7 protein-coding genes are annotated in these 12,645 nt (G+C 47.7%); 1 reads left to right on the top strand and 6 read right to left on the bottom strand.

Translation table 11 applies throughout. From position 1 onward, the window contains the following. Positions 1–2: 2 nt before the first annotated feature. Together JOE49_RS08050 and JOE49_RS08045 are read right to left on the bottom strand one after the other, a co-directional pair. Complete coding sequence (locus tag JOE49_RS08050; RefSeq protein WP_209940866.1) at positions 3–1,433, bottom strand: sensor histidine kinase; 1,431 nt, start codon at positions 1,431–1,433, stop codon at positions 3–5. Next, entirely contained in the window at positions 1,433–2,107 is a 675-nt protein-coding gene (locus JOE49_RS08045; RefSeq protein WP_076265154.1) for a response regulator transcription factor, read from the bottom strand. Before JOE49_RS08045 ends, JOE49_RS08050 begins: the two co-directional genes overlap by 1 nt. 151 nt (positions 2,108–2,258) lie before the next feature. On the opposite strand from JOE49_RS08045, the gene JOE49_RS08040 reads away from it, so the two are divergent. Beyond that, complete coding sequence (locus JOE49_RS08040) at positions 2,259–4,028, top strand: alpha-glycosidase (protein WP_209940865.1); 1,770 nt, start codon at positions 2,259–2,261, stop codon at positions 4,026–4,028. Between the two features lie 162 nt (positions 4,029–4,190). Here the strand turns inward: JOE49_RS08040 and JOE49_RS08035 are convergent, their stop codons facing one another. The 4 genes from JOE49_RS08035 to JOE49_RS08020 form a co-directional block, all read right to left on the bottom strand. Beyond that, positions 4,191–4,343, bottom strand: coding sequence for a hypothetical protein (locus JOE49_RS08035; protein ID WP_167348614.1), 153 nt, complete (start codon positions 4,341–4,343; stop codon positions 4,191–4,193). A 240-nt stretch (positions 4,344–4,583) separates the two neighbouring features. Then, positions 4,584–5,735 carry a response regulator gene (locus JOE49_RS08030; RefSeq protein WP_209940864.1) on the bottom strand — a complete coding sequence of 384 codons (1,152 nt, stop codon included), beginning with the start codon at positions 5,733–5,735 and terminating at the stop codon, positions 4,584–4,586. A gap of 155 nt (positions 5,736–5,890) precedes the next feature. Continuing rightward, positions 5,891–9,034 carry an ATP-binding protein gene (locus JOE49_RS08025; protein ID WP_209940863.1) on the bottom strand — a complete coding sequence of 1,048 codons (3,144 nt, stop codon included), beginning with the start codon at positions 9,032–9,034 and terminating at the stop codon, positions 5,891–5,893. A 162-nt stretch (positions 9,035–9,196) separates the two neighbouring features. Further along, positions 9,197–12,559: an S-layer homology domain-containing protein gene (locus tag JOE49_RS08020; protein ID WP_209940862.1), complete on the bottom strand. Its 3,363-nt coding sequence runs from the start codon at positions 12,557–12,559 to the stop codon at positions 9,197–9,199. Positions 12,560–12,645: the final 86 nt, after the last annotated feature.

The raw sequence follows: 12,645 nt of genomic DNA, 5'->3' as shown, positions 1-12,645 counted from the left end.
GTTTAAGTTTTGTTTAAAAAACGGATTCTTGTCCCGGCTGATGAACTGAAAATCTCCCTCTCCAAATTCATTTCGCGAGCCAGCAGTTCTGTAATCGCCAAACCAATCCCTGCCCCTTTTTCACTGGACTGTTGCTCCATACCGGGCCCTTTATCTGTGATAACCAATGCCTCTGTCCCATTATCTTTCTGTACTTGAACACCGATATATCGGCCTGAGGCAGCATGGCGAACTACATTTTGAAAGAGATTGTCCAGCAGACGACGGAAGCCTTGCTCATCGACATTCCACACCATGCTATGTTCGGGCAGGTCGATATCCACTTCAAAGCCCTCCTTTTCCCACACCGGATACCAGCTGGCTACACACTCCCGCACTAGCCGCAGGATATCACGCGGTGTGTTATTCATAGTGTATTTTCCACTAGCTAGCAGATTATAGGTGAGCAGATTGTCGATCAGACTCCCAAGGTCTTTTAGCTTGTTTTCCATCAGTGTAATCGACTGTTTCCCTCTGCTGCTCAGATTTTCACCATCTAGTGTATACAGATGGCTACGCACGACCGTAAGCGGTGTCCGAATATCGTGTGACAGATCCGCGACCAGCCTCTTCCGCAGCTCTTCCTCCTGACGCTCACGTCCCCGACTCTCGGCCAACTGCTCGACCATCTGATTAAATGCTTCTTCCAGCTTGCCAATTTCATCCGGGCGTCCAGTGGCAACAAGAATAGGCAAGCCATCTTCTCCTCGCTGCGACATGGCGGCCTGAAGCTGCAACAGTCTACGCCGAATGCCTCCAAAAAACAGAAGAGATACGAATATAAAAGCGCCCAGAATCAATACGATAAAAAAGAGATAGTACATGAACATGCTACTATCTGTAGGTGGCTGTTCAAAGAACGAGCGAGGTACTTTTAATACCATATAGCCCTGATTCACATCATTCTTGCCCCCGCCAATAAAGGCTACTACCGTAAACGGCCCCTCATAGCTTGCTTGCTTCATAAATTCTATAGCCTGCGCAGCGTTCCATTGTTTTGGCATGTTAGGTTGTGTCGGTAACTCCAACCTTGTTTTACCTGCGGGATCCACCCAAAATATTTGTGAGTTAGGGAACATATCTTGTTGTATTTTGCGCAGATGGGCTGAGATTTGCTCTGGTGTGGCTCCCTTCAAAGCTACAGCTTCGCGATGCCAGCTATTTTCGGTATGGGTAGTAGAGGGATAGTAAGCATTTTTAGGCTTGAGCTCCGCCCCCCAATTCAATAACACGCTATATATCAAGGCTGTAGCAGGCAACACAATGGGCAACAGCATCATAGCAACCACAATAATGACCAGATAACGGAACAACAGTGAACTGCGAAACCGACCTCCCTGACCTGGCCTAGAGCTGGGGTACAGCCTCCTCCAATTTTTGCGCGTCCTGCTCATTATGCTTTCACCCGATATCCTACACCACGGATCGTCTCAATGATGCGGGGTGCCGCAGGATCAATCTCCAGCTTTTCACGAAGGTGTCGGATGTGGACCATTAAAGTTTTGTCTCCGTCGATATATGGGTCCCCCCACACTGCTTCATACATTTGCTCTTTCGTCATAATCTGGCCCAAATGCCGCAGCAAATAAGCAAAAATGTGATATTGCTTGCCTGTCAGTGTAATTTCCTCCCCGGTATCACGGTTCACAATACGGTTATCAGGAGAGAACACCGAGAGATGCCCCAGTTGTAAGGATTCTTCCGGCACGGTTCCCGATCGGCGCAGCAAAATCTCCATACGTGCTATGAGCTCGTCCGGGTGAAAGGGCTTGGTTACATAATCGTCGGCGAAATCCAGTCCTTGCAGCTTATCGTCAATGGATGTACGGGCAGACAACATGAGAATGGGAAGCTCCGGGTACTCTTTCTTGAGCCGCTTCCCCATGGTGAATCCATCCAGACCGGGTAACATCACATCCAAAATCACGAGTTGGCACGTACGGGCTGCTTCCACAGCCCCCTCCCCGCTGCGAAGCCATACTACAGCGTAATTCCGCTCTTCCAAATACTGATGCGTCCAAGCACCAATATCCTGGTCATCTTCGATGTATAACACATTTGTTTTCATCATGGGCACCTACTTATCGTTTTTCTTTTATGTAATGGGCATTATAGCATTTATGGTACATGACCCACTTAAAAAGGTTAATAACTACCTTATACGACATACGCTTCATATTTTCAAATTTGAATGCTCGTGAAAAAAGGAGGCCTACCCGATGCTGCTGGAAGCGATATACCATCACCCGAAACGCAATTGGGCTTTTGGTTATAATGATGAAACGATATTTCTACGGCTACGTGCGAAGAAAAATGACCTGAATACCGTTCATGCTCTTACCGGGGATAAATACGATTGGGACCGCACCCGACAACTTGTCCCGATGTCCAAATTCGCTACCGATGGCAGGTTTGATTACTATGAATGCAGCGTAAAACCTACTCACCGTCGGCTGAAATATGGATTTTTGCTAGAAGATGGTGAGGAACGTATTTGGATGAACGAGGACGACTTCACCACCCAGGAACCTCAGAACGCAGACAGTCTGTTCCAATATCCGTTTTTGAACCCGATTGATATTCTGAAGCCACCTGCATGGGTGAAGGATGCTGTATTTTATCAGATTTTCCCGGAACGTTTTGCGAACGGTGACCCCTCCATCAGCCCAGAAGGTGCAGAGACATGGGGCGGAACGCCACAAAGAGACAATTTTTTTGGTGGCGATCTACAGGGGATTCTGGATCACCTGGATCACTTGAACGAGCTAGGGATTAACGCCATATATATGACCCCTGTCTTCAAGGCAACGACCAATCATAAATATGATACCGAGGATTATATGGAGGTGGACCCGCATTTCGGGGACAAAAAGACATTGGAAAAACTGGTCGATGCCTGCCACGAACGAGGAATTCGGGTGCTGCTTGATGCGGTGTTCAACCATTCAGGCCGTACTTTTAAACCGTTCGTTGACGTGCAGGAAAAAGGCGAAGCCTCGCCTTACAAGGACTGGTTCCATGTACATAGCTTTCCCCTGGAAGTGGTGGATGGCACACCGACGTACGATACATTCGGGCTGGAACCGATGATGCCCAAGCTGAACACCGAACATCCTGAGGTGAAAAAGTACCTGCTGGAGGTGGCAAAGCATTGGATCGAAGAAATCGGCATCGATGGTTGGCGGCTGGATGTGGCAGACGAGGTGGATCACGCCTTTTGGCGGGAATTCCGCACTACAGTCAAGCAGGCCAATCCGAATGCGTACATTTTGGGTGAAATGTGGAATGAATCGTCTGAATGGCTTCAGGGGGACCAATTCGATGCAACGATGAATTATCCGTTCACCTACGCGGTGAATGATTTTTTCGTCAAAAAAGTGACCGATGCCCAAAACTTTGCCTTCGCCATCGGACGACAGCTGGCCCGCTATCCGCAGCAAGCATCCGAGGTTGCCTTCAATCTGCTGGATAGCCACGACACACCACGCCTGCTGACACTGTGCGGGGATGACAAGCGGCTGATGCGACTGGCCGCCCTGTTCCAGTTCACGTACATGGGCGCACCCTGCATCTATTACGGCGATGAGATCGGCCTGGATGGAGATGCCGATCCAGGCTGCCGCAAGTGCATGGAATGGGACACCGACAAGCAGGACCGCGAGCTGTTCGACTTTTACCGCGAACTGATTGCGCTTCGTAAGGGGCACCCGGTCCTCCGTGATCAGGGAAGCATCACCTTTCTGGAGGCACAGCCAGAGGGTACCTCACTTGCCTACGAGCGCCGCAGCGAGGAAGAAGTAATGCTCGTGCTGCTCAATCGTTCCGATGAGGATCACGTTTTTGAACTTGACATTCCTGAGCAGGAATGGCAATTAGCCTTTGGCGAAAGCCAGTGGTCCAAAGGAGCGAAGGGGTTGCACGCCAAGCTTCCACCCTACGGATACGCTGTACTGAAGGCAGCACCTGCTCGGTCAGTAAAACCTGCTTAAGAGGACGATGTCAAGACGGGAAGCAAGGCATCCGCCTATATAGGCGGATGCTGATGAAGGTACCTGCCGAATACGGCAAAAAAAGCGAGACCACCGGGAACAAGATGTTTACTTGTTCCTGATGGTCTCTTTACGTCGAATAAGAACTTCTATCCAAGCCGTTTATTTATTTTTAACATCTGTTCTTACTACCCCAACATCCGAAGCATTGATCGAAATGGGGTTACCGCCTTGTCCTGTCTGAGCTGAAGAAGATTGTCTGACGACCACCGAAACTCTTTTATTCTTAAATCCAGTTCGTCTCGTTCTTCCCAATGCAATACCTCCTTAAATATATACGTGAGTTCCTTAAACCTCTCAATTACGACTCAACCGTGAAGAGATATGCTATATGAATATGCCACTGTAGAAAACAGGTAGCGGCGAATAGCGGATCATAGAGAAAAGAGGCTCGGTGATTCACACAAAAAAACGAAATTTCCATCCATGCAAAAAACCGCTCCAAGGAGATACCTTGAAGCGGTTTTTTAGCGCTACCTGAGCCAGTAGAGCAGTTTACGCAGGTAGCGTCTGTGTTTTCAATTGCACGTACAACTGGTGCGTCACCTGCTGCGGCTCAATACCCAACTCATCTTCCAGTATTCTGACGAAGCTTTCATAATGCTTTTGAGCAGCGGTATAATCGCCCAGTTGGGCATAGGCGGTCAGCAGCAGACCGCAGATATCGTCTGAGTACGGCTCCCGTTGCTGGAGGCTGAGTAAGCGCTGAACAGACTGCCGGGTACGACCTGAGCGAAGCTCGTCTCTCGCCAGCTCAGAAGCACATGCCAGATACATACTGCGCAGCTTCTCCCTTTTTGCATACGCCCACGGGTAATCGTACTCCTCCAGATAGTTGCCACGGTATAGAGCCAACAGGCTCTCAATACGCGGCGTACCGCCGCTACCGGATGCAGCCCATTCGGATATTCCCCGCTCGAATAGCTCCACATCTGTAATCCAGCCACTGCGGTTCAAGCGGTAGCGATCCAGATTGTATTCCAGCTTCGTATCTTGCATCCGTTCTTTCAATGCCTTGCGGATTTGGTAAATGGACGTGTGCAGGTGAACAACAGCCTTGTCCAAATGATATTCAGGCCATAGCGCATCCAGCAATTGTTCTTTGCTCACCCATTCCCCTTCATGGTGTAGTAAAAAGGAAAATAGCTCCTGTGACTTTAATGTGCGCCATTTGAAGGGTTTCGCTCCTACGGCTTCCTGTCCATCCTCCAAAATTTCAAGCTTTTGAAAACAACGTACCTTGGGGGATTGCTCTGCTGCAACTCCCAAGCTGGAAGAACGGGGATCAGCCAGCGTGGCTGCAATCCGATCTAACGTTTTGGATAGCCGCCGGGCATGAACGGGCTTTAGCAAATAATCCAGTGCTTGCAGCTCGAACGCTTCAATAGCATATTCCGAGTACGCGGTCACAAAGACGATATGAATATGGGAATCCAGCTGTTGAATCCACTCGGCGGCCTCCAGACCGTTCATCTCTGGCATTCCGATATCTATAAAAACAATATCCGCACGTTCTGCCGCCAGATGATCCAGCCCTGCTTGTGCAGACGTATATTTGCCCATTACCGTTAACCGTCCGTCCGCCTCCAGCAACCGTTCCAAGTAGGTTAATGCCGACCGCTCATCATCAATCAAAATCGCCTTCATTTGTGTCTGTACTCCCTTCCTGCTGCAACCATCCATCATGATGCTCTATTTACATGCTATCTGCTTTATCCTTACAATTTTTAATTCCTTATATTTTATATATCGTATCATCGCGGACGCGACATTAGCTTTTCCGACAAATGTACTGTACTTTTTTATTCATCGGTATTCCGGGGCGAGATCGTTTCCGGCACACGGAAGCTTACCGTCGTCCCTTGCATTGAATTACTTTCAATCCGCAATCCTTCTCCATACATATGGATAAGACGGCGATGGATATTCCGCAGTCCCACGCTGGAAGATACATGATCCTCCGACAACAGCTGTTCCAGTCGCTCGGACGGAATCCCTACGCCGTCATCGGTCACGCTGACTACAAAATCGGTTCCATCCTCCTGCACAACCACTCGCACGGTTCCACCTGTTGCCCGTTGCATCACACCATGTCGTATCGCATTTTCCACGATGGGCTGAATGCTTAATGGCGGGATAAGCGACCGGATGTTCCTTCCTACCTCTACGGTCACCTGCAAACGTTCTTCAAATCGTGCTTTTTCCAGTGCCACATACGATTCTACCAATTCCAGCTCCTTGGATAACGGTACCGTATTCTCCCTGTTCTGAAAATCAAAACTGCCCCGCAAATACTGACTCAGCTCCATGAGCAGCTCCGCTGCTTTATCCGGGTCTACGGCTACGGTCGATACAATAACATTCAATGCATTGTACAGAAAATGCGGCTTAATTTGTGCCTGTAAAAAGGCCATTTCCGAACGCACCGCTTCCTCTGCCGAATGACGCATGTTCAACAGCGTGCGCACACGCGCCTTTAATTCCTCAGCATCAACAGGCTTACGTAGAAAATCATTAGCTCCCGCCATAAAACCTGCGCGGATATCGCCGGGCAGGTCGCGTGCCGTCAGCAGCAACACTGGTAGCTCGGACAGGGAATACCGTTCCCGTATCCGTCGGCATAGCTCAATACCGGACATTTCCGGCATCATCCAATCCGAAATGACCAGGTCAAATCGGGTACGGCCATTCAGCATGTGAAGTGCCTCCTCGGCATGATCCACTGCCACCACGCTACAACCTGTGGTATATAATAGCTCCTCCAGCACCCGAAGATTAACCTCATCATCATCCACAGCCAGCACTTTGTAAGGAACAGTCTGAACTTGCTCTTGGGCATCCTCTTCATGCGGAATCACATTCTGACCCGACGTCACGCCAGGCTGCAATATAACCGCAGACGAAACATCTTTTTGAGCTTCATGTGCCAACGTTCCGGTCTGCGCCAAGGGTAGTGTAAAATAAAAGGTCGAACCCTTGCCCAATCTAGATTCTACCCGGATATGACCACCATGCAACTCCACCAGGCGACGGACTATGCCTAATCCAAGCCCTGTCCCACTGTATCCTTCATCCTCAGCATTCGCCCCTCGGTTAAAAGGTTCAAATATATGCGAAAGATGCTCCTGGGCAATACCGGACCCGGTATCCTTCACACTGATTTCCATTTCGCGGTTCCCCGCTTTGGCAGAGATTACGATTTCGCCTTCCTCCGTAAATTTCACCGCATTACCCAACAAATTGTACAAAATCTGAATCAGCCGATCCTCATCCGCATCCACCTTGGGTAACGAATTGGGCCATTCTTTGACGAATTGCAGCTTTTTCTTACCCACCGTATGACCCAATACCTCCAGCACGGAATTTACAGCTGCCTGTACATTAACAGGCCGACGATTTAAGGCTAATCTTCCATTTTTCAAATTAGAAAAATCCAGAATATCGTTAATTAAATAAGAAAGTCTGCGTCCTACATTCGCTATCAAGGACAAGTTGTGCTTTTGCGGCTCATTGAATTGTGCCCCGTAACGGTCTAGCATGGATTGAGCGATATTAATAATTCCATGTAGAGGAGTGCGCAACTCATGTGACGTGTTCGCCAGGAATTCGTCCTTTAACCCATCCAGTGTTAGCAACCGTCGTGACAGGTTCTCAACCTCCATAAACGAATGTACAAAACGTTTGGCCAGCAGAAGCGTTTGAGCCAATACGAATATGAGCATTTCATAGGCTGTCACCCCGCGCACATCTCCCCAGCCCAAAATATACACAAAACTAGTCACTACAATCATAAGTATGCTCATAATACTAATGACTAGCAGTGCAGCGTCATCCGTCCGTTGAAGAAGTCCACGAATCAAGATCAGTAATACATATCCCACACTAACTACGCCAAAAAGAAGAATAAACGCTTCAAAGGATGAGAGTATCAGTGTAGGCAACATTAGCCCCATACCTAGCATCAGTGCGGTTGTAATATTATAGAGGCGCAGCACGATCCGATTCATAACAATCTGCGTCGAAAGATGAACATACCGGATCAAAAAATAGTAGAACAGCGTTGAAGAGAACGACTGTATTTTCAGTATCCATTCATAAGGTAAGTCCGGTATTCCCCAGACCAGCAGCTTTTCTCCATGTGTCAGAATGTAAAATAAAGCCGCGATGCAAAAGCATCCTAAGTAAAGCAATGCCTTCTCCTTTTTACGTAAAAGATACAGCATGATAAAAAATACGGTAGGCATAAAAAAACCCGCTATCAGTACAGTGTCCTCTGCCATTGCAACTTCCCGGCTATGCGTAATACTCTCGTAATCCCCAAATAACAATGGGTAAATGATCCCACCGGAGGAATAACTATAATTAGCCACATGCACGGTAATATCTACCGATTGTCCATCTACCGCTGCAAATCCAACATAAGGAGCATTGCCCTGCTTGCCTTTGTCGGCAGAAACAGAGGGAATACCACTCGCTCCTACCTCTGCTCCGTCAATCCATACTCGGCTGGAACTCCGAATGTTTTGCATATAGATGCCGTACAGATTTTCCGCTTTTTCAGGCAACAGGATACGAATATGATAGGTTCCATATCCGGTCGCCTGTCCCTCAGGCATCCACTGATTCCATCTACCAGGCACATCCACAATCTTGGTAGGATATCCCGTTTCCATCCCCAACTCTGAAGAACTCTGATGATTTACCCAATCCTTATCTTGCAATTCATGAAAGGCTGAAGGTTGCACAAGCTGATTGGGGTAAAATTCCCACTCCCCTCCCAGCTGTACAGGGCCTTCCTTTTCGGGGTGCCAATTACGCAAATCAATAACACCGTTGTGAGCTTTCCAATGACTGTTCCCGGATAAAACACCCGACATTAACGGATACACCGGCAACGCAACCGCAAGCAGAAGTATAATAAAAAATAAAACACCCTGTTTTTTCATAAATCCCCCGCTCTTTTCAATATCGTCTATCTTTTAGTATCGGTTATTCTAACCAGCTGTATTAGAAGCGCTCCCCATGCAAAAAGGGACGCCCGCCGCAGACAAAAATCTGTGCGGAATCGTCCCCTTCTATACATCCTTTTACTCCCTGTATTTCCCTTATTAAGGAATCATACCTTCATCATTACCACCGCCAGGAATCGAGCCTGAATCGTCTCCGCTGTTATCGCTTGGTGGCGTTGCTCCACCACTGCTGTCGCCACTTCCTGTTCCGCTGCTGTCGCTTGGCGGTGTTGCTCCACCACTACTGTCACTGCTTCCTGTTCCGCTGTTGTCGCTTGGTGGCGTTGCTCCACCACTACTGTCACTGCTTCCTGTTCCGCTGTTGTCGCTTGGTGGCGTTGCTCCACCACTACTGTCGCCGCTTCCTGTTCCGCTGCTTTGTTGCTGGCTGGCTACAAAATCTTTATACTCCTGAATCGCATCTTCCAGATTCATATAATTTTTCTTAATTTCCGGCATAGGATAATACTGGTCCAGACGATTGAATGCATCCACTACTCTGTGAAAGTAGACCGTCGTAGGATCTGTACCATTTGCTGTGAGCAGATTGTTCGCAACTGTCTTGAGCTCATTGATATCATAATCAGTTACTATCCATTTGGACTGGTAGTTCGAAAACGCTGTAATCAAATCCGTGTTAGCCTGGTCTACCTGCAGCTGTGTGCTATCCGGAGTATTAAGCACAAGGCTTGCCTGATTAATTTGCCCTTGAAGTTCTTCGTTATCTTGTTCGGTATAATGACGGCCGAACGTCTGAACTTCATTATTAGCTAAATTTATGTTGTAATTCAACAATGTGGTATCCACCGCTATTGGTACGGCATACTGGCTCTGTACCTGTTGCAACTCCTCGTATACAGGAACAACGTCTTGTAATTCAAAGCTGGACAAACCCAAGAAGATGGAGGCATGCTCTGATGCAGAAGACAAGGCTTGCTGGGCTTCAGCGCTTAATGCGCCTGAATTTTGCACCAAAATTCCATTGATCGATGCCTGCATTTCAATGATTTTCGCTCTCAATTGTAGTCTTTTCTCGTTATATTTTTCAATATAGGTCCCTTTAGCCTGACTTAATTGATTATAAGAGATCACCAATTGCTCCTCAGGAGTAAACGGCATAATGAGTGCAAAGTTGGCTTGTGCTGTTTGTTGCTCTAAAGACAGCATTTCCGTATTCAAGTAATTACGAGCTACAGGGTTAGACAGCAGTTTTAGATGAATGTCTTGAACCAGCTGCTGCAGTTTTTCCCGAATTGTAGCAGGCACTGGAGCAGTGAATTCCGCAAGTCTTTGACTCAGCTCCATGTTCAAGGTCAATACGTCCTGCTGCGTCATAGCGGTGTGCATCTTCTCTGTATATTCCTGAATGAGGTTGCCCAGTTCAACATTTTGAGAGCCACTCTGATCGTAGATAACCTGCGCTTCTTGTAAAGTATTTTTTAGCACTGAAAAGTCTGCTGCTTGCAATGCCAGAAATGCTTCTGTCGTATCTTTTATTTTTCGCGTCCATTCGTCCAACTGCTCAGTTGTAGCTAATGGGTTCACATATACACTTAATCCTTCCCTCACTAAGGACTTGTAACGCGCTTTGTCAGTTTTCATATTCTCCACACGATCCGTTACATCGAGAAAATGCAGATAGGTATCTCTGAGTTTTACTGATGCATTGTAGACTTCAATTACTCGACGCAAGCTTACTACTTCCCGATCCACAATATTTTGAGGAGCATTCCCTTCCAGCACATTGTTGCCAAATTGAATAGCTTGACTTAGTGATTCATCCCAAAGAGGCGGGAATTCGTCGCCAATCATTCGGTTTTGTTCAAGGGTAGTCGAAGCTACCTGAATCAGTCTAGTTAATTCCTGTGTCCCAATCACTGGTTCTGTGGCTGAGGCTGTGTACACAGAAACATCCTGCTTCAATGTGCTGAGCGCTTGATCTACCTCTGCCTGTGTAGCTGCTGTATTGTTCAGTACCAGCATAGCTTGATTGATTGCTATGGACAGGCTTTCCTTCGCTGCGGCCGTGTAAAGCGCCTGATCCGTTCCACCCTCACCTGCACGCTCCAGTAGTTCTTTGGCTGCATGGACTTCTGTCTCCAGCTGACTGCGGTCTACGCTGATAATGTCACTATCGTGTTTTTTCTTATCTTTGCTATCTGTGTCCGTGACAACCGATCCAGCAGAGGATGAGTTCTTCGTACCATTTACGAGACTAACAGCTTCTTTCATCGCATCATAGTTAATGATAATATCCTGCGGCTGTTTTTGTTCCGGCAGGTTAAGCTGGTTGATTGCAGCTCCCTTAGCCAGCGTAATAAAAGGAACGCCCACATATTGTGATGCATCCAGCAAACCAATACTACCGCTAACCAACAGCTTGCCCAGTCCCTGTTGCAAAGAAACGCGGCTAATCGCGGCATTTCCTTCGGTCACGATCGATGCATCATCTTTCAGCGTCAGGTTGTCAATCTTCGTTGTCCCGGTTGCTGTCAGCTTGGCATCCTTAGAGCCCAGCTCCACACCGGACCATGCCGTATTTTCTAAAATGGCCGATACAGGCTGATTCCCTGTACCTTTGATTTCCAATACCCCTGTGGAGGACATGTTCTTCAAGGTTACCGAGCCATTAACGATCAGGCGCCCCTCAAAAGACACACCCTTGCCGTCAAAAACGCCACCGTCTGCGTTAATTTCCAGCTTATTCACACCTGTCAGTGTACGCAAGTTACGGTTAAGGTCGAATTTCGCCCCTTTTAATACAGCTTTGTTATTTTCACCGAACAAACCTTGCAAAGACCCTTCCAACTGGTAAGGGATATTTCCGATGCGAACGGTATTGCCCTCTGATTTCACTTCTCCTACCGGATGATCCAGCAGGCTGACGAATACTTCTGCACCACTCTCCCGGTTCAATGGATTTTTCAAATCCGTTGCAGAAGCATCCTCTGATAAAAGACCGTAAGAGCGGGCAACCTGAACTGCATTTTGCTGTGCATTCGCTGTGCTGGCATCCTGTAAGTCCATTGCACGTACTAGCGATACGATCAGTTCTTCCTTGGTAATGGCATCCCCCGGACGGAACAGTTCCCCGTTACCTGTCATATATCCGGCTGCACGTACAGCCTCAATATAGGGAGCACCCCATGCATCGGATGACACATCCATAAAAGAAGTCTGCGGCTGATTGTTAACTTCCAACTGGAACAGACTGCACAAAATTTTAGCCGCCTCTGCGCGGGTCAAATTCTTTTGCGCCATAAAATCGCCCTGCTTACCGCCTGTCATCAAACCCAACGTGCGAGCTTGTGCTACAAATCCAGTTTCGCTTTGCGAATCTGCTGTCGCTGCATAAGCAGTCTGGACGCCGCCCACCCAAGGCAGAGATACGATTGAACCTGAAGCAATACCCAATACCATCGCAGATGCAATCCATTTATTTCGATTTACAAGTTTCAACATTTCCACTCCTAGACACTATTTATTGGCATATATCCTATTTTTCCAAAGGCTTTAGTCATGTTTAGTTCTACGATTTATGCAACCAA

The organism is Paenibacillus sp. PvR133 (assembly GCF_017833155.1).
GTDB classification, from domain to species: domain Bacteria; phylum Bacillota; class Bacilli; order Paenibacillales; family Paenibacillaceae; genus Paenibacillus; species Paenibacillus polymyxa_B.
This window is presented reverse-complemented; position numbering and strand designations above follow the sequence as displayed.

Bases quoted from the DNA above. Each gene is read 5' to 3' on its own strand.
- JOE49_RS08050 (WP_209940866.1), bottom strand. From the start codon at position 1,433: ATGAGCAGGACGCGCAAAAATTGGAGGAGGCTGTACCCCAGCTCTAGG.
- JOE49_RS08045 (WP_076265154.1), bottom strand. From the start codon at position 2,107: ATGAAAACAAATGTGTTATACATCGAAGATGACCAGGATATTGGTGCT.
- JOE49_RS08040 (WP_209940865.1), top strand. From the start codon at position 2,259: ATGCTGCTGGAAGCGATATACCATCACCCGAAACGCAATTGGGCTTTT.
- JOE49_RS08030 (WP_209940864.1), bottom strand. From the start codon at position 5,735: ATGAAGGCGATTTTGATTGATGATGAGCGGTCGGCATTAACCTACTTG.
- JOE49_RS08025 (WP_209940863.1), bottom strand. From the start codon at position 9,034: ATGAAAAAACAGGGTGTTTTATTTTTTATTATACTTCTGCTTGCGGTT.
- JOE49_RS08020 (WP_209940862.1), bottom strand. From the start codon at position 12,559: ATGTTGAAACTTGTAAATCGAAATAAATGGATTGCATCTGCGATGGTA.